Raw genomic sequence first — 24,070 nt, 5'->3', positions numbered from 1 at the left:
CGTGAAAGCGCCCAGCCCCTTGCGGCGCCGGCGGGCCGTCCGGCCCGACGAACCGGTCTGGCTGTTCGATCTGGACAACACCCTGCACGACGCCTCGCGCGGCATCTTCCGCGCCATCGACCGGCGCATGGGCGCCGCCGTGGCCCAGGCCCTGGATCTGCCCCAGGACCAGGCCGACGCCCTGCGTCTGCATTACTGGCAACGCTATGGCGCCACCGCCATCGGCCTGGCGCGCCACCATGGTGTGAGCTTGCGCCAATTCCTGGCAACCTGCCACGATTTCGACATTGCCCCGCTGGTGCATGCGGAAACCGGCCTGGCGGCCCGCCTGCGCGGCCTGCCGGGCAGGCGCATCGTGCTGACCAACGCCCCGGCCCACTACGCCCGCCGCGTGCTGAACGCCCTGGGCATCCTGCAGGAATTCGACGGCCTGTGGGCCATCGACCACATGATGCCCATGGGTCTGGCGCGGCCCAAGCCATCGCCCGGCCTGATGCGCATGGTGGTCGCCCGGCTGGGCGTGCCCGCTCGCCGGATCATCCTGGTCGAGGACACCGAACGCAATCTGAAGTCCGCCCGCCAGGTCGGCATGCGCACCGTGTGGCTGTACCATCCGGGCACGCCGTTTTCCCGCCAGCGCAATGGCCGCGACCTTTACGTGGACGCGCGGATCAACCGCCTGGGGACGCTGCTGCTGCAGGCGCGCGCCGGGCGCATGCCGGGCAATCGGGATCGCGCCTGAAGCGGATCGTGTGCCACTGCATGCGCAAGGCATCGACCGACAGCAACCGCCCGACCAGGGTTTCGCCCATGCCGGTGATCACCTTGATGGCCTCCGCGGCCTGAACGCTGCCCACCATGCCCACCAGGGGCCCCAGCACGCCCGTGGTGGCGCAACGCAGTTCCTCGACGTCGTCGGACTCGGGAAACAGGCAGTGATAGCAGGGCGCGGTCTCGTCCCGCAGGTCATAGACGCTGACCTGCCCCGAGAACTTGATCGCCGCCCCCGACACCAGCGGCTTGCGGGCCGCCACGCACGCGCGGTTGATGGCATGACGGGTGGCGAAATTGTCACTGCAATCCAGAACCACGTCGGCATCCAGCACCCGTTCACGCAGGCGGGTCTCGTCCAGTCGCTCCACCAGCGCCCGCACCTGGACATCGGGGTTCAACGCTCGCAAGGCGTCCCGCCCCGATTCGGCCTTGGGCCGCCCCAGGCCCGCCATGTCATGCAGGATCTGGCGCTGCAGGTTGCTGAGCTCGACGATGTCGTCGTCCACCAGCGTGATCCGCCCCACGCCCGCGGCAGCCAGGTACAACGCCGCCGGCGATCCCAGGCCGCCCGCGCCGACAATCAGCGCATGGGCCGCCAGCAGGCGCTCCTGGCCTTCGATGCCGAACTCGTCGAGCAGGATGTGCCGGGCATAGCGCGTCAGCCGCGCGTCGTCCAGGACGGATTCGTCCCCCATCACGGAATCCTGATCAGTCCTTCCGGGGTGACACGATAGCGTTCAACCCCGTCACCGGCATCATTCAGGGTTTTTTTTTCCGCCTGCCCGGGTTTCCGGGCCTCTCCGGTCGCCGCATCCGCCCCCGCGTCCCCGTTCCGGGCCTCGGCGCGCGCCTGCTTCACCTGAACGGGATCGGACTTCTGGACCGGGCGCCCCTGCAGGGCATTGACGGCTTGCCGCAACTGCCAGTCGTCGGCGCCGCCGAATTCGAACATCTTGATCTCGCCCTGGACGAAATCGCCATCGGCCGAATCATCCGCGCCCTGGGCGCCGGGCTGGTTTTCCAGATGGTGCCGCAGGTCGACCTCGCGCTGCATACGGAACAGGTTGCCGGCGGCGCTGTCGTCCACGACATAGTCGGGCTCCACCCCCGTATTCTGGATCGAACGGCCGCTGGGCGTGTAATAACGCGCCGTGGTGAGCTTGATGCCCGTGTCCTTGTCCAGTTGCAGGACGGACTGTACGGACCCCTTGCCGAACGTGCGGTTGCCGATGATGCGGGCGCGCTTGTAATCCTGCAGGGCGCCGGCCACGATTTCAGAGGCCGAGGCCGAACCGACGTTGACCAGCACCACCATCGGCACCGTGCGCGTCCAGGCGGGCAACTGCCCGCCGTCCTCCACGCCATGGCTGCCGTCCAGGGGACGGGCGTAGAACTCCTCGTTCGAAGACGGAATGCGGCCCTTGGTGGAAACGACCAGCTTGCCCGGTTCCAGGAAGGCGGAGGCGACGCCGATGGCGCCATCCAGCAGCCCGCCCGGGTCGTTGCGCAGATCCAGCACCAGGCCTTTGGGCGCCTGCTTCTTGGACAGGCTGGCCAGCATCCGGACCATGTCGGACGTGGTGCGGTCCTGGAACTGGCTGATGCGCACATAGGCGATATCGTGATCGAGCATCTTGCCGCGCACGCTGCGGGTCTTGATCATTTCCCGGACGATGTGGAATTTCAGGGGCTTGGAACTGCCGGCGCGCCGGATGGTCAGGTCGATGGGGGTGCCGGGCTCGCCGCGCATCTTCTTCACGGCATCGTTCAGGCTCATGCCCTTGGTGGGTTCGCCGTCGATCCCGGTGATCAGGTCGCCCGTCAGGATGCCGGCGCGCGCCGCCGGGGTGTCCTCGATCGGTGCGATGACCTTGGGCATGCCGTCCTGGGTGCCGATCTCGATGCCCAGGCCGCCGAAGCCGCCACGCGTGATGTCCTGCATCTGCTTGTAGGCTTCCTCGTCCAGGTACACCGAATGCGGATCCAGGTCGGCGAACAGGCCCTTGATCGCGTCGTCGATCAGCGTCTGGTCGGGCACCGGCTCGACGTAGCTGGATTTGATCGCGCCGTATACGTTGGCGAACTGCTGGAGCGCCTTGAGCGGCAGCGGTTCGCCCTTCTGGGCGACCGCCGAAATCCCGAGACTGACCAGGACGCCCCCGAGAAAGCCCGTCAGGATCCAGCTCAACGATCGATTTTTGCGAGTGCTCATGCACGTTCCTAAGCGATGATCAGATCGCCGCGACAGCGCCGGCGCGTATCGGGCGATGAAGGATACATAGTACAGAAATTAAAACGGGAATGGTCCGCGGGAATCCGGCCCTATTTCAACCAGACTTCGGGGTTGATGGGCGCCCCCTGATGCCGTAATTCGAAATACAGACCGGGCTCGACCTGGCCGCCCGTGGCGCCGACCCGCGCCACTTCGTCGCCACGCGCCACCACGTCCCCGACCTGACGCAACAGGGACTGGTTGTAGGCGTAGATGCTGAGGTATTGCCTGCCGTGGTCGATGATCAGCAGATTGCCGAAGCCGCTGAGCCAATGGGCGAACACCACGCGACCGGCGGCCACGGCGCGCACGGGCGTGCCCGTCGCCGCGCGCAGCACGATGCCGCGCCACAGGCCGCCTTCGGGGCGCTGCGCGCCGAAACGGCCCTGGATCTCTCCCTGGACGGGGCGGGGCAGGCCCTTGGTCAGTCCGGGGAACCCGTCCGCAGGCTCGGCCTCGGCGTCGGCTTTGCCCTGTGCGTCGGCCTTGGCCCCGGCCGGCTCCTGCCCGGCCGGGGCGGGCGGAACCGGCGCGCGAACCCGGTCATCCTCGGGCGGCCGGGGCGCCGGCGCCTCTTCCGTCCGCATGTGGCGTTCGGCCTGCTCGCGCACCCGGCGCGCCTGCTCGGCGGCGCGCGCGCGTTCCTGCTCCTGGCGGGCTTTTTCGGCCTGCGCGCGGGCGGCCTGCTCGCGCGCACGGCGTTCCGCCTCGGCCTTCAGCGCCGCCTGGCGCCTGGCCTCGGCCCGGGCGATCTCGGCGTCCAGATCCTTGATCAGGCCACCCAGGCGCGCATCGCGCGCCTGGAGCTGTTTCGCCCGCCCGCGCTCATCGTCCAACCGCGCCCGGATCTTGTCCAGCACTTCACGGCGCTGCGCCTGCTGGGCCTGCAGATCATGGCGGCGTTGTTCGACGTCGGCCCGCACCGCGTCGAGATCGCGACGGCCGTCGTCGGTTTGCCGCCGCAGGTCGGCCAGCCGGTCGATCGTGCTCCGCAAAGCATCGAGCGCCTGGGTTCGGGACCGGGTGACGTAGGCCAGCCAGGCCAGTTCGCGGCCGATCTCCTGGGGGTCGCGCCCCGAAAGCAGTGCGGTCCAGGGCGACAGTCCGCTGGCGTACTGGGCGCGCAATTGGTCCGCCAGGGCTTTCTGCTGCCGCTCGAGTTCGTCGGACTGCTGGTCGCGGGCGGCGTCCAGTCCACGCAGGGCGTCCCGCAACGCGGCCTCGCGCCGGTCCAGCTCCACCAGTTCGCGGCTGATGTCGGAGATCGCCTGCTCAGAGGCCTGCAGCGCGCGGCTGGCGTCCTCGCGCGAGGATTCCGACGCATCGATCCGCTTTTGCAGCGCGTCGATCTGCTCGCGCAGGGCCTGCCGGTCCTCGCGGGCCTGCGCCTGGCGCGTCTGCAAAGACGTTTGCGCCTGGGCGCAGCACGCGGCCAGACACAGCAACAGCCCCAGGCCCGCGTGGCGCATATCAGGCCTGACGCGCCTTGCCCTGGTTGGCGACCGCCTGCATGGCGGCGCGGATCTGGTCCTCGTCGCCCAGATAATAATGGCGCAGGGGACGCAATTCGTCGTCCAGTTCGTAGACCAGCGGCTGGCCGGTCGGGATGTTCAGGCCGATGATGTCCTCGTCCGAGATCCCGTCCAGATGCTTGATCAGGGCGCGCAGGCTGTTGCCGTGGGCCGAGACCAGCACCCGCCGCCCGGAACGGATGGCGGGCGCGATGGATTCGTTCCAGAAGGGCACCACGCGATCCACCGTGTCGCGCAGGCATTCCGTGGCCGGCAATTCACTGGCCGGCACCCGACGGTAGCGGGCATCGAAGCGTGGATGGCGCGGATCGTCCTCGGCCAGGGGTTCGGGGGCGATCGCATAGGCGCGGCGCCATTGCAGCACCTGGGCTTCGCCATAGCGGGCGGCCGTCTCCGCTTTGTTCAGCCCCTGGAGCGCCCCGTAATGACGCTCGTTCAGCCGCCAGTGCAGGCCGATGGGCGTGTGCATGGCGTCCATGGCGTCCAGCGCGATCCACAGGGTACGGATGGCGCGCTTGAGCACAGAGGCATAGGCCAGGTCGAATTCATAGCCTTGCGCGCGCAGCAGTTCGCCGGCCAGGCGCGCCTGCTCGCGGCCGGTCTCGGTGAGGTCGACGTCGGTCCAGCCCGTGAAGCGGTTTTCGAGATTCCATTGGCTTTCGCCATGGCGCATGAGTACCAGTTTGTGCATGATCGGCAGACCCGGAAAGTTCAAAACTGCCGACCATTTTATAATCCCGGGGCTTTCTTTTTTTCCGACCCCTGTCACAGGAACCGCCGTGGACTTCTTACTCAGCCAGAACAACCTCTGGATTCTGCTCATCGCCCTGGCTTCCGGGGGCCTGCTGCTGTGGCCCAGCCTGTCCAAGGGCCGCTCGACCGGGCGCGTCGCCCTGGCCGAGGCCATCCGCCAGGTCAACCAGGATCACGGCCAGTTCGTGGACCTGCGCCCCGCCGACCAGTTCAAGACCGGCGCCATCCCGCAGTCCCGCAATATCCCGCTGGACACGCTGGAATCGCACATCAACAGCCTGCCCAAGGACAAGCCCATCGTGCTGGTCGACGCTCACGGGCGCGACGGGGCCAAGGCCGTCGCCCAGTTGCGCAAGCACGGCTTCGATCGGGTATCCTGCCTCGAGGGCGGGCTGAGCGCCTGGACCGAAGGCGGACTGCCCCTCAAGAAATCCTGACCGGAACCCACCCACCATGGCTCAAGTCACCATGTACTGCACCTCCGTGTGCCCCTATTGCGTGCGCGCCGAAATGCTGCTCAAGCAGCGCGGCGTGACGGACATCCACAAGATCTTCATCGACCGCGACCCGGCCCAGCGCTCCATCATGATGGAGCGCACCGGCCGGCGCACCGTGCCTCAGATCTACATCGACGAGCGCCACATCGGCGGCTTCGACGACCTCTCGGCCCTGGACCGCGCCGCCGGCCTGCTGCCCCTGCTGCAGGCCTGATTCCGGCCCGACCAGGCCGCCCCCCACCCCTCACACCGGAACCCCTCATGTCCGACGAAAACCAAACCCAGAACGACCAGGCTCCCAGCTTCGGCCTGCAGCGCACCTACGTGAAGGACCTGTCGCTGGAAATGCCCAACGCGCCGGAAATCTTCCTCGAACAGGAAGGTCCGACCGTCGAGGTCTCCATCCAGGTCGGCGGCCAGCAACTGGCCGAATCCGTGTTCGAATCCACGGTGACCGCCACGGTGACCACGCGCATCGGCGACAAGGTCCTGTACCTGGTCGAACTCTGCCAGGCCGGCATCTTCGAGGCCGCCAACATCCCGGCCGAACAGCTCGATCCGCTGCTGGGCATCGTCTGCCCGACCATGCTCTACCCCTATCTGCGCGCCAACGTCGCCGACGCGATCACGCGCACCTCGATGCCGCCGCTGCACCTGAGCGAAATGAATTTCCAGGCCCTGTACGAGCAGCGCCTGGCGCAGCAATCGGGCGAACAGGCCCAGGGCGAGGACTCCGGCCTGATCCTGCCCCCCGGCGCACGCAACTGACCGGGGACTGCACGTCATGGCGCCGGTCCGGCTTTGCGTTCTAGGCGCGGGCAGCTGGGGGACCGCCCTGGCGGCTCTTGCCAGCGCGCGGTCCGACGCCCTGATCTGGGCCCGCGACCCCGAACTGGCGCGGATCATCGACCAGCAACACATCAATCCGCGCCGCCTGCCCGACATCGTCCTGCCGCCCGCCCTGCGGGCGACCGGCGATTTCGACGCCGCACTGGCGCACGTGCTGGACGGGTCCGACCCGCAGGAACGCCTGATCGTGCTGGGCGTGCCCATGGCGGGCCTGGCCGACGTGTGCCTGCGCATCGCGCAGGCCCTGCCGGTCCGCGGCCCCGACGCCGCGCCGGTCCATCTCTTGTGGACCTGCAAGGGCATCACGCCCGACACTCATGAATGGCCCCACCAGATCGTCGCCGAAGCCCTGTCCGGCATCGCCTGGTTGCGCACGGGCGTGCTGTCGGGGCCATCCTTCGCCCGCGAAGTGGCCCAGGGACTGCCGGTCGCCCTGACGGTCGCCAGCCGCGACCCGGACACCGGCCGCGCGGCCCAGGCGGCTTTCCATGGCACCCAGGCGCGCATCTACGGCACCCGGGATGTCATGGGCGTGGAGGTCGGCGGCGCCCTGAAGAACGTCATGGCCATCGCCTGCGGCATCAGCGACGGCCTGCGGCTGGGCACCAACGCCCGCGCCGCCCTGATCACGCGCGGGCTGGCGGAAATCCAGCGCCTGGGCGTGGCGCTGGGAGGTCAGGCGGACACCTTCGTCGGCCTGACCGGGCTGGGCGACCTGGTCCTGACCGCCACCGGCGAACTGTCCCGCAACCGCCAGGTGGGCGTCGCCATCGGCCAGGGGCGGACACTGGACGACATCCTGGCGGGCGGCATGACCGCCGAGGGCGTCCGCTGCGCCCGTGCCGCCCAGGCCCTGGGCCGGCAGCACGGGCTGGACCTGCCCATCACCGACGCCGTCTGCGATGTGCTGTTCGGCGGTGTCGCGCCGCCCCGGGCCGTGGCCGCGCTGCTGGCGCGCGATCCGCGCGACGAATGATTCCGGCCGCGGGCGGCCCGGATCAGAGTCCGCCCGCGTAGCCCGTCTGCCGCCAGGCCTCGAAAATCGTGACCGCCACGGCATTGGACAGGTTCAGGCTGCGCTGTTGCGGCCGCATCGGCAGCCGGATGCGCTGCGCCGGGGGAAAGAAGGCCAACTGCCCTTCCGACAGGCCGGCGGTTTCCCGGCCGAACACGAACACATCCCCCGGCAGGAACGCATGGCCGCCGATCAGCGACGACCCGCGCGTGGTCAAGGCGAAGCGCCGTGCCGGATCTCCGCCGATCGCCGCCAGCGCCTCGCCCAGGCCATCGTGCACCCGCATGTCCGCCCACTCGTGGTAATCCAGGCCTGCGCGCCGCATGCGCGCGTCGTCCAGCGCGAAACCCAACGGCCGCACCAGGTGCAGGAAGGCGCCGGTGTTGGCCGCCAGGCGGATCACATTGCCGGTATTGGGGGGGATTTCGGGTTCGACGAGGACGATGTGGAACATGGGATGGAAGCCAGGGAGCCGGTCGGCGGCCCCTATTGTAAGACCCGGCCGCGAGGTGGCTCGCGGCGTCGATCCACGGCACGGGCCAGCACCCAGCCCTCGACATGCGCGGCGCCGGCCTCCTTCAGCGCCAGCGCGACCGCCTGCAGCGTCGCGCCCGTGGTCAGCACGTCGTCGACCACCGCGATCCGCCCGCCGGACAGGCCGTCCATGACGTCGCAGGCGAAGACCCCCGCCTGTGCCCGCAAGCGCAACGCGCGATCCCGCCCCACCTGCCGGTCGCCTTCGCGCACCCGCCGCACGCCATCCAGGCGGTAGCGCGGCCCCAGCCGACGGGCCAGCAGACGGGCCACCTCGGCCGGCGGACTGAATCCGCGCCGCAAAAGCGCCGCGCGCCGGGCCGGCACCGGCACGATCCAGTCCGGCGTGTCCGCCCGCAGCCCGGCCTCGCGCACCGCCCGCGCCAATTGATCCGCCAGCAAGCCCGCCAGGGACAGGCGGCAACGGATCTTGTAGTCATGGATCAGATCCCGCCCCAGGCCGGTGTAGTCGAACGCGGCCACGACGCGATCGTAAGCCGGCGCGGCCGGGCCGCAGCCGGGGCAACGCCCTTCGTCCAGCGGATGCGCGCAGCGCGGGCAGCGCGGCCGCGCCGCGTCCGGCATCAGGCGCCCCAGACAATCGGCGCACAGGCCCTGGCGGGCTACGCGCCGCCCACAGCCTGGACAGTCGGCCGGAATCCAGTCGCGCCAGCGCTTGATCGACGGATGCAGCATAATGACGTGTCCTTTCGCAGGAAACCTCCATCACAGCACGCTTCGGGGCGCCCCGGAGCCGGTCTTGATCGTTTATGCCACAGCTTCCCCGTCTGCCCATCGACCCCCAGGCCGTGACGCGCCAGTTCGCCCGGCGCGCGCCGCTCGACGCCCCGCAATTCCTGTACGGGGAAATCGCCCAGCGCATGCTGCGCCGCCTGAGCTACATCCGCATCGCGCCGCACGACATCCTGGATGCGGGCTGCGGCGCCGCCCACGCGCTGGATCCGTTGCGCGCCCGCTACCCCGACCAGCATTACACCGGCCTGGACGCCTGCGGCGCGCTGCTGGACGCGGCGCGCGAACGCTACGCGGCCAGGCCCGGATTCTGGCACCGGTTGCGCAACAAGCCCACGCCCAAGCCGGATTTCCGGCAGGCCGACCTGGCCGAGACCGGCCTGCCGGACGAAAGCCTGGATCTGGTCTGGTCGAATCTGGCCCTGCACTGGCACCCCGAGCCCCACCTGGTGCTGCAGGAATGGCGCCGCATCCTGCGCAACGACGCGCTGGCGATGTATTCCAGCCTGGGACCCGGATCCTTCCGCGAACTGCGCGAGGCCCTGGCCGAGGCCGATCCGGACACGCAGCCCATGGCATTCGTGGACATGCACGATTTCGGCGATCTGATGCTGCAGGTCGGATTCGCCGATCCCGTCATGGACCAGGAAATCATCACCCTGACCTACAAGACCGCCGACAAACTGCTGGAAGACGTCCGCGCGCTGGGCGGCAACCCCCACACCGGGCGCCGCCGCGGCATGCCGGGCCGCGCCTGGCGCGAACGCCTGGTCCGGGCGCTGGAACGCCGCCGCCACGCCGACGGCACGATCCACCTGAGCCTGGAAGTCGCCTACGGCCACGCCTGGCGCGTCGCCGCGCGGCGCGGCGTATTCGGCGATCTGCCCGTCACCACGTTCAAGCGCGCCCAGCCCCTGGAAGCCGGCAAGCCGCCCCCGCGCGTAGTGCCGCGCAAGCCGGACGAGGAAACCTGAAAGCGTCTGCGCGCAGCGTCCTAGACCGGCACGCCGTACAGGTCGTATTCGTCCGCGTCCTCGATGCGCACCTGGATCAGGTCGCCCGGGGCGCAGCCGGCGGCGTCGCGCAGCAGCACGCTGCCGTCGATCTCGGGGGCGTCCGCCATGGACCGGGCGGTGGCGCCTCCCTCCGCGTCGACTTCGTCCACCAGCACCGTCAGTGTGCGGCCGACCTTGGCGGCCAGGCGCCGCGTGGAGATCGCCTGCTGGTGCGCCATGAAACGTTCCCAGCGCTCGGCCTTGACTTCGTCGGGCACGGGGTCGGCCAGCTCGTTGGCGCGCGCGCCCTCGACCGGGGAATACTGGAAACAGCCGACGCGGTCGAGCTGGGCTTCCGTCATCCAGTCGAGCAGGTACTGGAAGTCCTCCTCCGTTTCGCCGGGGAAGCCGACGATGAACGTGGACCTCAGGGTCAGGTCCGGACAGGTCTCGCGCCACTGGCGGATGCGGGCCAGGGTGCGGTCCTCGAAGGCGGGGCGCTTCATGGCCTTCAGGATGCGCGGGCTGGCGTGCTGAAAAGGAATGTCCAGGTAGGGCAGGACGCGGCCTTCGGCCATCAGGGGGATCAGTTCGTCCACGTGGGGATAGGGATAGACGTAGTGCATGCGCACCCAGACGCCGAATTCCCCCAGGGCGCCGGCCAGCTCGGTCAGCCGGGTCTTGACCGGACGCCCCTCCCAGAAGCCGGTGCGGTACTTGACGTCCACCCCGTAGGCGCTGGTGTCCTGAGAGATCACCAGCAGTTCCTTCACGCCGGCGTCCACCAGGCGGCGGGCCTCGCCCAGCACGTCGCCGATCGGGCGGCTGACCAGGCGGCCCCGCATGGAGGGGATGATGCAGAAGCTGCAGTTGTGGTTGCAGCCTTCGGAGATCTTCAGGTAGGCATAGTGGCGCGGCGTCAGGCGGATGCCCTGGGGCGGCACCAGGTCCACGTAGGGATCGTGCGGACGTTCGTGCGGCGCGGCGGCGTGCACGGCGCGCACCACCTGCTCGTACTGCTGGGGGCCGGTGACGGCCAGCACCGCGGGATGCACGTCGCGGATCATGTCGGCTTCCACGCCCAGGCAGCCGGTGACGATGACCTTGCCGTTTTCCACGATGGCCTCGCCGATGGCGTCCAGGGATTCGGCCTTGGCACTGTCGATGAAGCCGCAGGTGTTCACCACGACGACGTCGGCCCCCTCATAGTCGGGGCTGATGGTGTAGCCGTCGGTGCGCAGCTGGGTCAGGATGCGCTCGGAATCGACCAGGGCCTTGGGACAGCCCAGGCTGACGAAACCGACGCGGGGGGATTGGCTCATGGAAATACTCGGTGGAATGCGGAAGGAACGACGCGGGACCGCGCCGGCCGTGCGGCCATTGGACGGACCTGGTCGAGGCAACCCTTGATTTTAGCCAATTGGTGCTAAAGTCCCCCGAATCCATCCCGCAACCCCCCATTCTGGATCCTTTTCGTGCCGGAATCGCCACAATCCCCCGTCCTGTCCGATCAGTTGCTGGCCGCCGCCCGGGCCATCGGAGCGGTGCTGGACGGCCAGTCCCTGTCCGAGGCGCTGGAATCGATCCCGGCCGCGCTGCGACCGGCCGCCCAGGCACTGTCCTTCCACGCCATGCGCCGGCTGGGCCATGCCCGGGCCGTGCGCGAGCGGCTGGTGCCGCGCCGTCCGCCGGAACGCCTGGCCGAGGCCCTGATCCTGCTGGGCCTGAGCCTGCTGGAAGCCAGCCTGCGCCAGGGCGAAGGCGCCGGACAGCCGCCCGGCACGCCGCTCTACCATGAGCACACCCTGGTCCATCAGCTGGTCGAAGCGGCGGCCACCGACCGCCGCACGCGGCCGGCCAAAGGCCTGATCAACGCCGTGCTGCGCCGCTATGGGCGCGAACGCACGGCGCTGACCGGGGAACTGGCCCGGCGGCCCGACGCGGTCTGGAACCATCCGGACTGGTGGATCGCCGCCGTGCGGGAAGCCTGGCCGGACGATTGGCGAACGATCCTGGCAGCCGCCGACCAGCCACCGCCCATGGTCCTGCGCGCCAACGCCCGGCGCATCGGCCGGGACGCGCTGCGGGCGCGTCTGGCCGAGGCCGGTCTGGCCACCCGGCCCGCAGGCGAAGACGGACTGATCCTGGACACGCCCCGCCCCGCGCGCGACATTCCCGGCTACGCCGAAGGCTGGTGGTCGGTGCAGGATCCGTCGGCCCAACGGGCCGCGCCGCTGCTGCCTGTGCGGGACGGCATGCGGGTGCTGGACGCCTGCGCGGCGCCCGGGGGCAAGACGGCCCACCTGCTGGAGCGCCACACGCTGCGCCTGACGGCGCTGGACAGCGATGCCCGCCGCCTGGAGCGCGTGGGCGAGAACCTGCGGCGGCTGGGCCTGGAGTCCCCCGACGTGACCCTGCGATGCGCCGACGCGGCCCGGCCCGAAGACTGGTGGGACGGGCGGCCCTACGACGCCATCCTGGCCGACGTCCCCTGCACAGCGTCGGGCGTGGTGCGTCGCCACCCCGACATCCGCTGGCTGCGCCGCGAAGACGACCTCGCACGCACGGCGGCCCTGCAGGCGCGCATCCTGGACGCGCTGTGGCCGCTGCTGGCACCCGGCGGCCATCTGCTGTACGCCACCTGCTCGATCTTTCCCCAGGAAGGCGAAGCGCAGGTCCGCGCCTTCCTGGACCGGCATCCCGGGACGCTGCGGTTGGCGGCCCCCGGCCACATCCTGCCCGGCGGCCCCGACAGCGGCGACGGCTTCTTCTACGCCCTGCTGCGCAAGCCCTCATGAGGCCGCCGGCACGGCACCGCGCGGCTTGCGCTTTGGCGCGGGCTCAACAATACTGCGACTGTCCGTGACTTTCCGCTCCATCCCCGCCAGCGCATGCCACGTTTCCTGATCCTACTGGCCTTCAGCCTCCTGTTCCTGACCTCCCCGGCCGCCCGGGCCGACGACGGCCGGATCGTGCGCATCGAACCCGTGATGCGCCAGGACCAGCTCCTGTTGAACGCCGACATCGAGTTCACCCTGGGCGACGAACTGCACGACGCCGCCCGCAAAGGCCTCCCGCTGTACTTCACGGCGGACCTGACCATCGATCACCCGCGCTGGTGGTGGTTCGACGAGACGGTCCTGTCGACCAGCCAGACCTGGCGCATCCAGTACAACGCGCTGACGCGCCAGTGGCGGGTCGGGACTGGGGATCTGTCCCTGCCGGCCACATCCCTGGACGAAGCCCTCGACCTGGTGCGCCACATCCGCGACTGGCCTCTCGGCGATGTCGGCCGCTTCACGCCAGACCAGACCTATCAGGGGCGGCTGCGGCTGCGGCTGGACACGTCCCGACTGGCCCGCCCCTTCCAGGTCGACGCCCTCAACAGCGCGGCCTGGTCCCTGACGACTCCATGGAAAGAATTCACTTTTTCGATCTCCGCCGCAACGCCCCGCGGCTGATCCGCTGGGCGCTGCGCTCCGCGCTGGGGGTCGCCGCCGCCAGCGCGATCGCGCTGCTGGGCCTCCTGGTCTGGTCCACCGGCAATGCCTCGCGCTATGCGCAGCAGTACGACGTGCTGCTGGTGCTCAACGGCATTCTGGCAATCGCCTTGATGTCCTGGGTCGCCATGCTCTCGATCCGGCTGCTGCGCCAGATCCGGCGGCGCCAGTTCGGCGCCCGGCTGACCGCCCGCTTTACGCTGTATTTCACCCTGATCGGCATCCTGCCGGGCGTGCTGATCTACGTGCTGTCGGTACAGTTCATGTCGCGCTCGATCGAGTCCTGGTTCAACGTCCGGGTCGACACCGCCCTGGAAGCCGGCCTGAACCTCGGCCGCGCGGCGCTGGACGCCCAGCTCACCGAACTCAACGGCCGGGCGCGCAACATGGCCTTGCGGCTGAGCAGCGCCAGCGACGCTGAAACCGCCCTGCTGATCACCTCGCTGCGCGCCGCCAACGAAATCGACGAAGCCATGGTCTTCACCGGCAACGGCCGCCTGGTGGCCTTTTCCTCGTCGGCCTTCAGCCAGTTGTTGCCGGATCTGCCCCCCAGCAGCGTCATGAACCAATTGCGGGTCGCCCAGGGCTACGCCGCGGCCGAGGCCGATGCGGGCCCCGGCGACGGGCCGACCAGCGACGGTCTGCATCTGCGCGTCGTGATCCCGCTGGGTCCGGCCGCCGCGGACCGGCTGGGCAACCCCATGAGTCTGGGCGGCGATTCGCGCTGGCTGCAGGTGATCCAGGCCGTGCCGGAACGCATCGCCCACAATGCCAGCCAGGTCCAGCAGGGCTTCCGCGACTACCAGGAACTGGCCCTGTCGCGCCTGGGCCTGCGCAAACTCTATGGCATCACCCTGACGCTGGCCCTGATCCTGGCCGTCTTCGCCGCCGTCGTCGTGGCACTGGCCGTCTCGCGCCGCCTGGTGCGGCCTTTGCTGTCGCTGGCTTCGGGCACCCAGGCCGTCGGGGTCGGCGACTACCGCCCCCTGCCAGAGCCGCCCGCGCGCGACGAAGTCGGCCAACTGACCCGCTCGTTCAACGCCATGACGCGCCAGCTGGACGAGGCCCGCCAGATGGTCGACCGTCACCGCCGCCAGTTGGAACAGAGCAACCTGTACCTGGAATCGGTGCTCAGCAACCTGTCCTCCGGGGTGCTGGTGTTCGACCACGCCTTCCGGCTGACGCTGTTCAACCAGGGCGCCCAGAACATCCTGCATGTCGACCTGCGCACCGCCCAGGGCCGCCCGCTGGAAACCGTCGATGGCGCGCTGGCGCTCGCCAGCCTGATCCGCCAGGCGTTCTCCGCCCACGACGCGGTCGAATCGACGCGCCCCTACTGGCAACAGCAGTTCGAAGTCGAGCTCCAGGCCGCGCCGGACAATGAGCGCAAGAAACACGTCGTCACTCTGCTGGCCCGGGGGACCCGGCTGCTCATGGACGGCCACGAGGACGGTTACCTGGTGGTGTTCGACGACATCAGCGAAGTGATCTCCGCCAACCGCACGGTCGCCTGGGGCGAGGTCGCCCGCCGCCTGGCGCATGAAATCAAGAACCCCCTCACCCCCATCCAGCTGTCGGCCGAGCGGCTGGCCATGAAACTGGCCGACCGGCTGGCGCCGGACGACGCCGCCATGCTGCAGCGGTCCATCCAGACCATCGTCAACCAGGTCGCGTCCCTGAAACGCATGGTGGACGATTTCCGCGAATACGCCCGCACGCCGCCTGCGCAGATGCAGGACATCGATCTGAACGCCCTGCTGACGGAGGTCCTGACCTTGTACGGCTGGGATCCCGCCGAGCCGGCCCCGCCGCCCGCCACCCCGGGCGCGGCCCGCTTCGATGCCCTGCTGGCGCCGGACCTGCCGCCGATCCAGGGAGACCCGGCCCAGTTGCGCCAGGTCATCCACAACCTGCTGGCCAACGCCCGCGACGCCGCCTGCCAGCACGCCGGGCCCGGCACGGCCGAGGTCCGCGTGCAGACCCGCCTGATCCGTCCGGAGGACGGATCAGGGCAGCCCCGTATCCGGCTCACGGTCTCGGACAACGGCCCGGGCTTCGCACCCGAGGTGCTGCACCGCGTCTTCGAACCTTATGTGACGACCAAACCGACCGGCACCGGACTGGGACTGGCGATCGTCAAGAAGATCATCGAGGAACACGCCGCCCAGGTGGACATTTCCAACCGGACCGAAGGCGGCGCCCGCATTTCCATTCTGTTTTCGAGGCTGGCGACCTAGTCCTTCCGGCTGGACGCGCCCAGGCAAGCACACGATAATACGCAGAACACAAGGTGAGGTGATATGGCCAGAATTCTGGTGGTGGACGACGAAATAGGCATCCGCGAACTGCTGTCCGAAATTCTCTACGACGAAGGCCACACGGTCGAACTCGCGGAAAATGCGGCGCAGGCTCGCGAATCCCGTCTCCGCCAACGCCCCGATCTGGTGCTGCTGGACATCTGGATGCCCGACATCGACGGGGTCAGCCTGCTCAAGGAATGGTCCAGCCAGGGCTTGTTGAACATGCCCGTCATCATGATGAGCGGCCATGCCACCGTGGACACCGCCGTCGAGGCCACCCGCATCGGTGCCGTCGACTTCCTGGAAAAGCCCATCACGCTGCAGAAGCTGCTGAAGACCGTCGCCGCCGGCCTCGCGCGCCCGGTGATCCCGGCCTCCATGCGCAGCCGCACCGAACGTCCGCCCCCCCCCGCCGACCCGGTCTTCACCCAGCCGCCCGCGCTGGCGGGCGGCCCTGCCGCCGCGCAGCCCATGGGCGCGGCGCCCGCCGATCCCGCCCCCGATGATTCGCATCTGGGCCGGATCTCGTTGAACCAGCCCCTGCGCGAGGCCCGCGACGAATTCGAGCGGATCTACTTCGAATACCACCTGCTGCACGAAAACCACAGCATGACGCGGGTTTCCGAGCGCACCGGGCTGGAGCGCACCCACCTGTACCGCAAGCTGAAACAGCTCGGCATCGACACCTCGCGCAAGAAATCGTCCGGCGGCTGAACGACACGCACGGCCCCGGCCGGGCCGCCGCGACCGCCCGGCGCGCGCCGGGCCTAGCCGCGATACGACCGCATGAACTCGGCCACCGGCTGGCGCCGCCCACCGGGCTTCTGCAGCGCCGTCACACGCAATACGCCATCGGCCGTCGCCACATCGATGCCGTCAGGCCCCATGGCCACGATCGCACCGGGCGCCAGCGCGCCGTTCCCGATCACGCCTGTGGCCGGCAACGCCCGCGCCGCCCAGACCTTCACCGGCTGGTCCATGCCCGGCAGCGGCATCGTCGTGCCGGGAAAGGGATCGAAGGCCCGCACCCGCCGCGCCAGTTCCCCTGCGGAGCGGGAAAAGTCCAGCGCCGACTCGGACTTCTGCAGCTTGTCCGCATAACATACGCCCGCCTCCGGCTGAGGGACCGGCACGGGCGCATGCCCGGCCGCCAACCACGCCAGGACATCCACGATGGCGCGCGCGCCATCGGCCGCCAGCCCGTCATGCAGGCTGGCGCCGGTCTCGTCGGCCGTCAGCGGACGTTCCACCCGATGCAGCATGTCGCCCGTGTCCAGGCCCGCGTCCATCTGCATGATGGTCACGCCGCTGACGGCGTCGCCCGCCTCGATCGCGCGCTGGATGGGCGCCGCCCCGCGCCAGCGCGGCAGCAGGCTGGCGTGGATGTTCAGGCAACCGTGGCGCGGCAGGTCCAGCACCCATCGGGGCAAGATCAGGCCATAGGCCGCCACCACCATGACGTCCGGCGCCAGATCCCGAAGCGCGGCCTCGGCATCCCGGGCGTCTTCCGGATATTTGCCGTCCAGGCGCAGGCTGCGCGGCTGCAGTACGGGGATGCCGGCCTCGATGGCGGCCTGCTTGACGGAGCTGGGCACGCGCTTCATGCCGCGCCCCGAGGGGCGGTCAGGCTGGGTCAGGACACAGACGATCCGATGCCCCGCCCCGATCAGGGCATCCAGGGCCTGCCGGGCGAATTCCGGGGTTCCCGCGAAGGCGACACGCATTCAGACTCCGGCGGATTCACGCTGGGACTCGCGCTGCTGCTTGCGCAGGCGCGTGCGGATGCGGTTCTGCTTGAGCACGGACAGGTACTCGACGAAGACCTTGCCCAGCAGATGATCGAGTTCGTGCTGCACGCACACGGCCAGCAGACCCTCGGCGTCGAACTCGTAGGGTTCGCCGCGCTCGTCCAGGGCGCGCACGTGGATGCGCGCGGAGCGTTCGACCTCGTCGTAGACACCGGGCACCGACAGGCAGCCTTCTTCGTAGACCTGGAGTTCTTCGCTCTTCCAGGTGATTTCGGGGTTGATCAGCACGTGCAGGTCGTTGCCGTCTTCGGAAACGTCGATGACCACGATCCGTTCGTGGACATCCACCTGGGTGGCCGCCAGGCCGACCCCGGGCGCCGCGTACATGGTTTCGGCCATATCGCGCACCAGTTGGCGGATGCGATCGTCCACCTGTCGCACCGGGGCGGCGACCTTGTGCAGCCGGGGATCCGGGTATTTGAGAATGGGAAGCAGAGCCATGTCTAAAACCGTGACGGTGATGCCAAAGCTCCATGATAAATCAGGACCATGTCCCGGGACATAAACCGCCCGCCCACAGCGAAACGCGGCCGCCGTTCATGGCACACTGGCGCCATGCCCCTGAACGCCCCCGAACCTGAACTGCGCGCCTGGATCCGCCTGAGCCTCGAACCCGGACTGGGCGCGGCCCGGATCCGTCTGCTGCTGTCGGTCTTCGGCATGCCGCAGCACATCGTCGAGGCCACCACCGGCAACCTGGCCCGCTATCTGGATCCGGCGCTGGCGGCCCGCCTGCGCCAGCCGCCCGAACCGGAGATCCAGGTCGCCATCGACCAGACGCTGGACTGGCTGCGGGGCGACGACCATCACTTGCTGACCCTGGCCGATCCCCACTATCCGCGCACGCTGTACGCGCTGAGCGACCCGCCGCCGATCCTGTACGCCCATGGCCGGCTGGCTGTGCTGAACCGGCCCATGCTGGCGATCGTCGGCGCGCGCCACGCCACATCGGACGGCGAACGCAACGCCCATGCCTTCGCGCGCCACCTGGCGCTGCAGGGCTGGTGCGTGGTCAGCGGCCTGGCCAGCGGCATCGATGGCGCGGCCCATGCCGGCGCCCTGGACGCCGGCGCAGCCGGCGGCGGCACCCTGGCCGTCCTGGGCACAGGTGTCGACCGGGTCTATCCGCCCGCTCACCACGCCCTGGCCCACCGCATCGCCACCCATGGCCTGCTGCTGTCCGAATTTCCCCTGGGAACACCGGGACTGCCTTTTCATTTCCCGCAGCGCAACCGCATCGTCGCCGCCCTGAGCCAGGGGGTGCTGGTGGTCGAGGCCGCGGCGCGCAGCGGTTCGCTGATCACCGCCCGGCTGGCCGGCGAACTCGGGCGCGAGGTCTTCGCGATTCCCGGTTCCATCCACTCCCCCCTGTCGCGCGGTTGCCACGCCCTGATCCGCCAGGGCGCCAAGCTGGTCGAGTCCGGCCAGGACATCGCCGAGGAACTCCGGCAAGGCGCGCTGCCGGGGATCCCGGCGGCCAGACCGACATCCGATGCGGGGCCCGACGTCTCCCGGCATGACGGCGCTTCATCGACCGTGCCCATTCCCCCGACGGGGCCGGCCATTTCCGAGGGGGCGCCGGACACGGGTGCCGATCCCGACGCCGATGCCCTGCTGCGCCGGATCGGCCTCGACCCGGTCGCCCTGGACACCTTGCAGACGGATCTGGAATGGCCCGTCGACCGCCTGATGGGCCGGCTGACCCTGCTGGAAATCGCCGGCCGGATCGAGCGCACCGCCGACGGCCGCTACCGGCGCGGAACCTGAGTCCGGCTGCGCTATGATGGACCCCTCTCCCGATTGGGGATCCTCGCCGGACGAAATCCATGGCCGAACACATCAAAATCGTCGAAGTCGGGCCGCGCGATGGCCTGCAGAATGAAAAGCAGTTCGTCGACACCGCCGTCAAGATCGAGCTCGTCGACCGCCTGGCGGCCGCCGGCTTCCAGAATGTCGAGGCCGCGTCCTTCGTTTCCCCGAAATGGGTGCCGCAAATGGCCGACGGCGCTGCAGTCATGGCCGGCATCGACCGCCGTCCCGGCACGATCTACTCCGTCCTGGCGCCCAATCTGCGCGGCTTCGAAGGCGCCCTGGCCGCGCGCGCCGACGAGGTCGTGATCTTCGGCGCCGCCAGCGAGGCCTTCTCCCAGCGCAACATCAACTGCTCCATCGCCGAATCCATCGCCCGCTTCGAGCCCGTGGCCGCCGCCGCGAAAGAGGCCGGGATGCGCCTGCGCGGCAGCATCAGTTGCGCGCTGGGCTGTCCCTACCAGGGCGAAACCCCGGTGGCCGCCGTCGTCGACGTGGCCGAACGCCTGCTGCGGCTGGGCTGCGACGAAATCGATGTGGCCGATACCATCGGCGTGGGCACGGCCGCCCAGGTCGGGCGCGTGCTGCGCGCCGTCGGTCAGGTCGCCGACCTGGGCACGCGGGTTTCGGGGCATTTCCACGACACCTACGGCCAGGCGCTGGCCAACATTCTGGCCGCGCTGGACTGCGGGGTGCGCATCTTTCACAGCTCGGTCGCCGGCCTGGGCGGCTGCCCCTATGCCAAGGGCGCCACCGGCAACGTCGCCACGGAAGACGTGCTGTACCTGCTGCGCGGCCAGGGGCTGCATACCGGGGTGGACCTGGACGCCGTCGTGGACATCGGCCAATGGATTTCCGAACGCATCGGCCGCCCCACCTCCAGCCGCGCGGGCCGCGCCCTGGCACTGAAGAAGGCCTGACGATGTCCCCGTTCGGCCGTCCCTCCCCCGAAGAACACGACGCCCTCATGGCCCAGATCGGGCCGCTGCCGCTGCGCGGCCGGGCGTGGCCCCGCTGGATCGCCGTCGTCGCCTGGCTCATCATGGCCGCGATCGCCGTGCGTCTGGTCATGGTGCTGCAACTCTCGCCGGAGCGGGCGTTGCCGATGCCGGTCATCGCCAGCATCGTGGTGTGCTTCGGCGCGCTGCTCTGGATGAGCGTCCACATGTGGACCTCGGTGACGGAAATATCCGACTGGGGCATCCGCCAGTCCTGGATCACGCGCCGCGAGGTGCCCTGGAACGAACTCCAGTCCACCAAGTTCATTCCGCTGTTCGCCTCGAAGAAACTGGTGTGCTTCGTGCAAAAAGGCCGGCCCGTGATCTTTCAGGCCGGCACGCCGGAATTGCAGGCGGCCTTCGCCCGCATCAGCCTGGTGTACCGGAAGAGGCTCTAGTCACCGGATCGGCAACGGATACAGCAGGCCGCCGTCCTTCCAGAGGGCGTTCAGGCCGCGCTGGATCTGCAGCGGGCTGCCCATGCCCACGTTGCGTTCGAACGATTCGCCGTAGTTGCCCACCTGCTTGACGATGCGATAGGCCCATTGCTCGTCGTCCAGCCCCAGGTTCTTGCCCGCGTTGCCTGTCACGCCCAGCAGGCGTTGCACGTTGGGATCTGTGCTTTTCAATTGCGCGTCGACATTGGCCGCGGTCACGCCCAGCTCTTCGGCGCCGGCCATGGCGTGGAAGCTCCATTTGACGATGTTCAGCCAGGCGTCGTCGCCCTGGCGCACGAAGGGGCCGAGGGGTTCCTTGGAGATGATTTCCGGCAGGATCACGTAGTCGGCGGGCTGGGACATCTTGGAGATGCGGATCGAGGCCAGGCCCGAAGCGTCGGTGGTGAACACGTCGCAGCGGCCGGCCGCGAACGCGTTGACGACTTCGTTGAACTGCGCGATCACGACCGGCGTGTATTTCACGTTGTTCGCGCGCGCCCAATCGGCCATGTTCTGCTCGTTGGAGGTGCCGGTCTGCATGCAGACCGTGGCCCCGTTCAGGCCGCGGGCCGATGTGACGCCCAGGGACTTGGGCACCATGAAACCCTGGCCGTCATAGAAGTTGATGGCGGCGTGAATGGCGCCCAGCGAGGTATCGCGCGACTGGGTCACGGTGGTGTTGCGCGCCAGCAGGTCGATTTCGCCCGATTGCAGGGCGGTGAAGCGCTGCTGCGCGTTCAGGGGCACGATCTTGACCTTGGACGCGTCGCCCAGCACGGCGGCCGCGACGGCGCGGCACATGTCCACGTCCAGGCCCTTCCATTCGCCCTTGGTGTCGGGCGCCGAGAAGCCGGCGAAGCCGGTGGTGACGCCGCACTGCACGGCGCCGCGTTCCTTGACGACGGACAGGGTGTCGGCCTGGGCCAGGGGCATGCCGGCGCCCAGCAGGACGGCCAGGCCGGCGATCATTTTGAATCCACGCATGGAAGAATCTCCCTCGGTCTGCTTCACGGATCCGCACATAGTAACTGAGGGAGCCCGGGAATCGATATGCCCGGACACAATATCCATATGCGGGCGCGCCCACGCCACACCGCCGCTGCCGCGCCGCGCACCGCTCAGTCGTAGCGGCGGGCGTCCTCGATCACCTTGCCATCGTTGGGCAGGCTGCCGGCCGCCACGACCTCGACGACGGCCCGCAGCTTGGTCTGTTCGCGCACCGTGGCGGCCACCGCCGCAGTGTCGAGCGCGGCATCGGCCTCGACGCGCAGCGTCATGACATCGTGGCCCGTCTCCCCCGAGACCACCAGCCGCGCGCGCCCGATCTCCACATGGCGGTCCAGCACGCGGGCGATCTGTTCGGGATGCACGAACATGCCGCGCACCTTGGTCGTCTGGTCGGCCCGTCCCAGCCAGCCGCGGATCCGCAGATTGGTCCGGCCGCAGGGCGAGACCCCCGGCATCAAGGCCGACAGATCGCCGGTGCCGAAGCGCAGCAGCGGGTAGTCCGCGTTCAGGGTCGTGACGACCAGTTCGCCGACCTCGCCCTCGGGCACAGGCTGGCCGGTGCCCGGCCGCACGATTTCCAGGATCAGATCCTCGTTGGCGACCAGGCCCTCGCGCGCGGGGGTTTCGAAGGCCACCATGCCCAGGTCGGCACTGCCGTAGGCCTGGAAGCCCTGGATGCCACGATCCCGGAACCAGGCCTGCAGCGACGGCGGATAGGCCTCGCCGGAGAACAGCGCCCGCTGCAGCGAAGGCAGCGCCACCCCCATTTCATCGGCTTTTTCCAGGATGATGCGCAGGAAGCTGGGCGTGCCGGTGTAGGCGTGCGGCGCCAGATCCGCCATGGCGCGCACCTGCAGCTCGGTCTGCCCGACGCCGCCGGGAAACACCGTGCAGCCCAGCGCATGGGCGGCGGTCTCCATCATGGAGCCGGCCGGCGTGAAATGATAGGAAAAACAATTGTGCACCAGCATGCCGGCGCACACCCCCGCCGCATGCAGGGCGCGGGCGAATCCCCAGTAATCCGGACGCGGGCCTTCGGGTTCGTAGATGGGACCCGGCGAGGCGTACACCCGCCGCGCCGCGCCCCACCCGATGGTGGAAAAACCGCCGAACACGCGCAGACGTTCGGCATCGGCGGAGCCCCCGGCCCGGGCGATGCGTTCGGCGTGCTGGGTCTGCAGCAACTCGCTCTTGCGCAGCACCGGTACGCGGGCCAGGGCTTCGCGCGATTCCAGCATCGCCGGTTCGATCCCCCGAAGCTGCCGGGCGATGGCCGGCGCCCGCTCCCGGGCTCGCTCCAGCGCGGCGGGCAGGCGCTCGAACAGTTGCCGTTCGCGCTCGTCGGCGGGCAGGGTCTCGCGCGCATCGTAGTATGCCTGCATGCCATTCCCCCGTATCAGGCCAGCCAGCGCTTGCGCCGGCGGTAGAACTTGGTGTCGCGAAAGCTGGTGCGCCCCGCCCCCGAGACGCCCAGATAGAATTCCTTCACGTCCTCGTTCTCGGCCAGCGCGCGGGCGGCGCCGTCCATCATCACGCGGCCGTTTTCCAGGATGTAGCCGTAATCCGCGTAGCGCAGGGCCACGTTGGTGTTCTGTTCCGCCAGCAGGAAACTGACGCCTTCGCGCTGGTTCAGGTCGCGCACGATCTCGAAGATTTCCTCGACGATCTGCGGCGCCAGGCCCATCGAAGGCTCGTCCAGCAGAATCATGCGCGGGTCGGCCATCAGCGCCCGGCCGATGGCGGCCATTTGCTGTTCGCCGCCGGACGTATACCCCGCCTGGCTCTTGCGTCGCTGCTTCAGGCGCGGAAAGTAGCGATAGACCCGCTCCAGGGCGGCGTCCAGGTCGGCGCGCCCCAGGCGCCGCGTATAGGCGCCGGTGAGCAGGTTTTCCTCGATGCTCAGGTGGGCGAAGCAATGGCGGCCCTCCATGACCTGGACCACGCCGCGCTGCACCAGATCGGCCGGAGACAGGGATTCGATCCGTTCCCCGCGGTATTCGATCCCGCCCTTGGTGACCTCGCCGCGCTCGCCGCGCAGCAGGTTGGAGATCGCCCGCAGAGTGGTGGTCTTGCCGGCGCCGTTGGCGCCCAGCAATGCCACGATCCGGCCCTCCGGCACGGTCAGGGACACGCCCTTGAGCACCAGGATGACATGGTTGTAGATGACCTCGATGCCGTTGACGTTCAACAGCACCGCGGGTTCGGACGCCTGTGCGCTATCCATCGATTCCTCTCC

The 24,070-nt window shown here is 69.2% G+C and carries 25 protein-coding genes; 13 read left to right on the top strand and 12 right to left on the bottom strand.

Annotation, left to right across the window (positions count from 1 at the left end; all coding sequences use genetic code 11):
- Position 1 precedes the first annotated feature (1 nt).
- Positions 2 to 742, top strand: a complete 741-nt coding sequence (locus O4H32_RS03500; protein ID WP_269356715.1) for a pyrimidine 5'-nucleotidase — start codon at positions 2 to 4, stop codon at positions 740 to 742.
- Here O4H32_RS03500 and O4H32_RS03495 read toward each other — a convergent pair.
- The 4 genes from O4H32_RS03495 to gpmA all read right to left on the bottom strand — a co-directional run bounded on the left by O4H32_RS03495 (position 672) and on the right by gpmA (position 5,269).
- Complete coding sequence (locus tag O4H32_RS03495) at positions 672 to 1,451, bottom strand: HesA/MoeB/ThiF family protein (RefSeq protein WP_269356971.1); 780 nt, start codon at positions 1,449 to 1,451, stop codon at positions 672 to 674. The two genes, O4H32_RS03500 and O4H32_RS03495, sit on opposite strands and share 71 nt — an antisense overlap.
- Before the next feature lie 17 nt (positions 1,452 to 1,468).
- Positions 1,469 to 2,986, bottom strand: a complete 1,518-nt coding sequence (locus O4H32_RS03490; RefSeq protein WP_269356713.1) for a S41 family peptidase — start codon at positions 2,984 to 2,986, stop codon at positions 1,469 to 1,471.
- A gap of 110 nt (positions 2,987 to 3,096) precedes the next feature.
- The gene (locus tag O4H32_RS03485; RefSeq protein ID WP_269356711.1) at positions 3,097 to 4,515 is read right to left on the bottom strand and encodes a murein hydrolase activator EnvC family protein; all 1,419 of its coding nucleotides are present in this window, start codon (positions 4,513 to 4,515) and stop codon (positions 3,097 to 3,099) included.
- Position 4,516: 1 nt separating this feature from the next.
- Positions 4,517 to 5,269 carry a 2,3-diphosphoglycerate-dependent phosphoglycerate mutase gene (gene gpmA / locus O4H32_RS03480; protein ID WP_269356709.1) on the bottom strand — a complete coding sequence of 251 codons (753 nt, stop codon included), beginning with the start codon at positions 5,267 to 5,269 and terminating at the stop codon, positions 4,517 to 4,519.
- A gap of 88 nt (positions 5,270 to 5,357) precedes the next feature.
- Here gpmA and O4H32_RS03475 point away from each other — a divergent pair, with 88 nt between their 5' ends.
- The 4 genes from O4H32_RS03475 to O4H32_RS03460 are packed head-to-tail and all read left to right on the top strand — an operon-like array spanning position 5,358 to position 7,653.
- Positions 5,358 to 5,768: a rhodanese-like domain-containing protein gene (locus tag O4H32_RS03475; RefSeq protein WP_269356707.1), complete on the top strand. Its 411-nt coding sequence runs from the start codon at positions 5,358 to 5,360 to the stop codon at positions 5,766 to 5,768.
- A gap of 16 nt (positions 5,769 to 5,784) precedes the next feature.
- Positions 5,785 to 6,042 (top strand): glutaredoxin 3, encoded by a 258-nt coding sequence (grxC, locus tag O4H32_RS03470; RefSeq protein ID WP_269356705.1) that lies wholly within the window; start codon positions 5,785 to 5,787, stop codon positions 6,040 to 6,042.
- 47 nt (positions 6,043 to 6,089) lie between these two features.
- The gene (secB, locus tag O4H32_RS03465; RefSeq protein ID WP_269356703.1) at positions 6,090 to 6,596 is read left to right on the top strand and encodes a protein-export chaperone SecB; all 507 of its coding nucleotides are present in this window, start codon (positions 6,090 to 6,092) and stop codon (positions 6,594 to 6,596) included.
- 16 nt (positions 6,597 to 6,612) lie between these two features.
- Positions 6,613 to 7,653: an NAD(P)H-dependent glycerol-3-phosphate dehydrogenase gene (locus tag O4H32_RS03460; RefSeq protein WP_269356701.1), complete on the top strand. Its 1,041-nt coding sequence runs from the start codon at positions 6,613 to 6,615 to the stop codon at positions 7,651 to 7,653.
- A 22-nt stretch (positions 7,654 to 7,675) separates the two neighbouring features.
- Here O4H32_RS03460 and O4H32_RS03455 read toward each other — a convergent pair whose 3' ends face one another.
- Both O4H32_RS03455 and O4H32_RS03450 read right to left on the bottom strand, forming a co-directional pair.
- Positions 7,676 to 8,146, bottom strand: a complete 471-nt coding sequence (locus O4H32_RS03455; protein WP_269356699.1) for a tRNA (cytidine(34)-2'-O)-methyltransferase — start codon at positions 8,144 to 8,146, stop codon at positions 7,676 to 7,678.
- A gap of 32 nt (positions 8,147 to 8,178) precedes the next feature.
- Entirely contained in the window at positions 8,179 to 8,922 is a 744-nt protein-coding gene (locus O4H32_RS03450) for a ComF family protein (RefSeq protein ID WP_269356697.1), read from the bottom strand.
- 74 nt (positions 8,923 to 8,996) lie between these two features.
- On the opposite strand from O4H32_RS03450, the gene O4H32_RS03445 reads away from it, so the two are divergent.
- Complete coding sequence (locus O4H32_RS03445) at positions 8,997 to 9,953, top strand: methyltransferase domain-containing protein (RefSeq protein ID WP_269356696.1); 957 nt, start codon at positions 8,997 to 8,999, stop codon at positions 9,951 to 9,953.
- 20 nt (positions 9,954 to 9,973) lie between these two features.
- Here the strand turns inward: O4H32_RS03445 and rimO are convergent, their stop codons facing one another.
- Positions 9,974 to 11,296 carry a 30S ribosomal protein S12 methylthiotransferase RimO gene (rimO, locus tag O4H32_RS03440; protein WP_269356694.1) on the bottom strand — a complete coding sequence of 441 codons (1,323 nt, stop codon included), beginning with the start codon at positions 11,294 to 11,296 and terminating at the stop codon, positions 9,974 to 9,976.
- Between the two features lie 153 nt (positions 11,297 to 11,449).
- Between rimO and rsmB the strand changes: the two genes are divergently transcribed.
- The 4 genes from rsmB to O4H32_RS03420 all read left to right on the top strand — a co-directional run bounded on the left by rsmB (position 11,450) and on the right by O4H32_RS03420 (position 16,488).
- Complete coding sequence (gene rsmB, locus O4H32_RS03435; protein WP_269356693.1) at positions 11,450 to 12,772, top strand: 16S rRNA (cytosine(967)-C(5))-methyltransferase RsmB; 1,323 nt, start codon at positions 11,450 to 11,452, stop codon at positions 12,770 to 12,772.
- A gap of 93 nt (positions 12,773 to 12,865) precedes the next feature.
- Positions 12,866 to 13,435, top strand: coding sequence for a DUF4390 domain-containing protein (locus tag O4H32_RS03430; RefSeq protein WP_269356691.1), 570 nt, complete (start codon positions 12,866 to 12,868; stop codon positions 13,433 to 13,435).
- The gene (locus O4H32_RS03425; protein ID WP_269356969.1) at positions 13,435 to 15,711 is read left to right on the top strand and encodes a sensor histidine kinase; all 2,277 of its coding nucleotides are present in this window, start codon (positions 13,435 to 13,437) and stop codon (positions 15,709 to 15,711) included. Before O4H32_RS03430 ends, O4H32_RS03425 begins: the two co-directional genes overlap by 1 nt.
- 63 nt (positions 15,712 to 15,774) lie before the next feature.
- Entirely contained in the window at positions 15,775 to 16,488 is a 714-nt protein-coding gene (locus tag O4H32_RS03420; protein ID WP_269356689.1) for a response regulator, read from the top strand.
- 53 nt (positions 16,489 to 16,541) lie between these two features.
- Here the strand turns inward: O4H32_RS03420 and fmt are convergent, their stop codons facing one another.
- On the bottom strand, positions 16,542 to 17,498 hold the full coding sequence (gene fmt, locus O4H32_RS03415) for a methionyl-tRNA formyltransferase (RefSeq protein ID WP_269356688.1): 957 nt from the start codon (positions 17,496 to 17,498) through the stop codon (positions 16,542 to 16,544).
- The gene (def, locus tag O4H32_RS03410; protein ID WP_269356686.1) at positions 17,499 to 18,023 is read right to left on the bottom strand and encodes a peptide deformylase; all 525 of its coding nucleotides are present in this window, start codon (positions 18,021 to 18,023) and stop codon (positions 17,499 to 17,501) included.
- Between the two features lie 114 nt (positions 18,024 to 18,137).
- Between def and dprA the strand changes: the two genes are divergently transcribed.
- The 3 genes from dprA to O4H32_RS03395 are packed head-to-tail and all read left to right on the top strand — an operon-like array spanning position 18,138 to position 20,787.
- Complete coding sequence (dprA, locus tag O4H32_RS03405) at positions 18,138 to 19,349, top strand: DNA-processing protein DprA (protein ID WP_269356684.1); 1,212 nt, start codon at positions 18,138 to 18,140, stop codon at positions 19,347 to 19,349.
- Between the two features lie 59 nt (positions 19,350 to 19,408).
- Positions 19,409 to 20,311, top strand: coding sequence for a hydroxymethylglutaryl-CoA lyase (locus O4H32_RS03400; protein ID WP_269356683.1), 903 nt, complete (start codon positions 19,409 to 19,411; stop codon positions 20,309 to 20,311).
- 2 nt (positions 20,312 to 20,313) lie between these two features.
- A complete protein-coding gene (locus tag O4H32_RS03395; RefSeq protein ID WP_269356682.1) occupies positions 20,314 to 20,787 on the top strand; it encodes a hypothetical protein in 474 nt (157 codons plus the stop codon).
- On the opposite strand, the gene O4H32_RS03390 is transcribed toward O4H32_RS03395, so the two are convergent.
- The 3 genes from O4H32_RS03390 to O4H32_RS03380 all read right to left on the bottom strand — a co-directional run bounded on the left by O4H32_RS03390 (position 20,788) and on the right by O4H32_RS03380 (position 24,058).
- Positions 20,788 to 21,810 (bottom strand): amino acid ABC transporter substrate-binding protein, encoded by a 1,023-nt coding sequence (locus tag O4H32_RS03390; protein ID WP_269356680.1) that lies wholly within the window; start codon positions 21,808 to 21,810, stop codon positions 20,788 to 20,790.
- A gap of 134 nt (positions 21,811 to 21,944) precedes the next feature.
- Positions 21,945 to 23,216: a phenylacetate--CoA ligase family protein gene (locus tag O4H32_RS03385; RefSeq protein ID WP_269356678.1), complete on the bottom strand. Its 1,272-nt coding sequence runs from the start codon at positions 23,214 to 23,216 to the stop codon at positions 21,945 to 21,947.
- 14 nt (positions 23,217 to 23,230) lie between these two features.
- Positions 23,231 to 24,058, bottom strand: a complete 828-nt coding sequence (locus O4H32_RS03380; protein ID WP_043680029.1) for an ABC transporter ATP-binding protein — start codon at positions 24,056 to 24,058, stop codon at positions 23,231 to 23,233.
- Positions 24,059 to 24,070: the final 12 nt, after the last annotated feature.

It is taken from the genome of Castellaniella denitrificans (assembly GCF_027214045.1).
Lineage (GTDB): Bacteria > Pseudomonadota > Gammaproteobacteria > Burkholderiales > Burkholderiaceae_B > Castellaniella > Castellaniella denitrificans_A.
The sequence above is the reverse complement of the archived record's forward strand: the minus strand, read 5'-3'. Positions and strand labels throughout refer to the sequence as shown.

Bases quoted from the DNA above. Each gene is read 5' to 3' on its own strand.
- O4H32_RS03490 (WP_269356713.1), bottom strand. From the start codon at position 2,986: ATGAGCACTCGCAAAAATCGATCGTTGAGCTGGATCCTGACGGGCTTT.
- O4H32_RS03485 (WP_269356711.1), bottom strand. From the start codon at position 4,515: ATGCGCCACGCGGGCCTGGGGCTGTTGCTGTGTCTGGCCGCGTGCTGC.
- gpmA (WP_269356709.1), bottom strand. From the start codon at position 5,269: ATGCACAAACTGGTACTCATGCGCCATGGCGAAAGCCAATGGAATCTC.
- grxC (WP_269356705.1), top strand. From the start codon at position 5,785: ATGGCTCAAGTCACCATGTACTGCACCTCCGTGTGCCCCTATTGCGTG.
- secB (WP_269356703.1), top strand. From the start codon at position 6,090: ATGTCCGACGAAAACCAAACCCAGAACGACCAGGCTCCCAGCTTCGGC.
- O4H32_RS03460 (WP_269356701.1), top strand. From the start codon at position 6,613: ATGGCGCCGGTCCGGCTTTGCGTTCTAGGCGCGGGCAGCTGGGGGACC.
- O4H32_RS03455 (WP_269356699.1), bottom strand. From the start codon at position 8,146: ATGTTCCACATCGTCCTCGTCGAACCCGAAATCCCCCCCAATACCGGC.
- O4H32_RS03450 (WP_269356697.1), bottom strand. From the start codon at position 8,922: ATGCTGCATCCGTCGATCAAGCGCTGGCGCGACTGGATTCCGGCCGAC.
- O4H32_RS03445 (WP_269356696.1), top strand. From the start codon at position 8,997: ATGCCACAGCTTCCCCGTCTGCCCATCGACCCCCAGGCCGTGACGCGC.
- rimO (WP_269356694.1), bottom strand. From the start codon at position 11,296: ATGAGCCAATCCCCCCGCGTCGGTTTCGTCAGCCTGGGCTGTCCCAAG.
- O4H32_RS03430 (WP_269356691.1), top strand. From the start codon at position 12,866: ATGCCACGTTTCCTGATCCTACTGGCCTTCAGCCTCCTGTTCCTGACC.
- O4H32_RS03420 (WP_269356689.1), top strand. From the start codon at position 15,775: ATGGCCAGAATTCTGGTGGTGGACGACGAAATAGGCATCCGCGAACTG.
- fmt (WP_269356688.1), bottom strand. From the start codon at position 17,498: ATGCGTGTCGCCTTCGCGGGAACCCCGGAATTCGCCCGGCAGGCCCTG.
- def (WP_269356686.1), bottom strand. From the start codon at position 18,023: ATGGCTCTGCTTCCCATTCTCAAATACCCGGATCCCCGGCTGCACAAG.
- dprA (WP_269356684.1), top strand. From the start codon at position 18,138: ATGCCCCTGAACGCCCCCGAACCTGAACTGCGCGCCTGGATCCGCCTG.
- O4H32_RS03400 (WP_269356683.1), top strand. From the start codon at position 19,409: ATGGCCGAACACATCAAAATCGTCGAAGTCGGGCCGCGCGATGGCCTG.
- O4H32_RS03395 (WP_269356682.1), top strand. From the start codon at position 20,314: ATGTCCCCGTTCGGCCGTCCCTCCCCCGAAGAACACGACGCCCTCATG.
- O4H32_RS03390 (WP_269356680.1), bottom strand. From the start codon at position 21,810: ATGCGTGGATTCAAAATGATCGCCGGCCTGGCCGTCCTGCTGGGCGCC.
- O4H32_RS03385 (WP_269356678.1), bottom strand. From the start codon at position 23,216: ATGCAGGCATACTACGATGCGCGCGAGACCCTGCCCGCCGACGAGCGC.
- O4H32_RS03380 (WP_043680029.1), bottom strand. From the start codon at position 24,058: ATGGATAGCGCACAGGCGTCCGAACCCGCGGTGCTGTTGAACGTCAAC.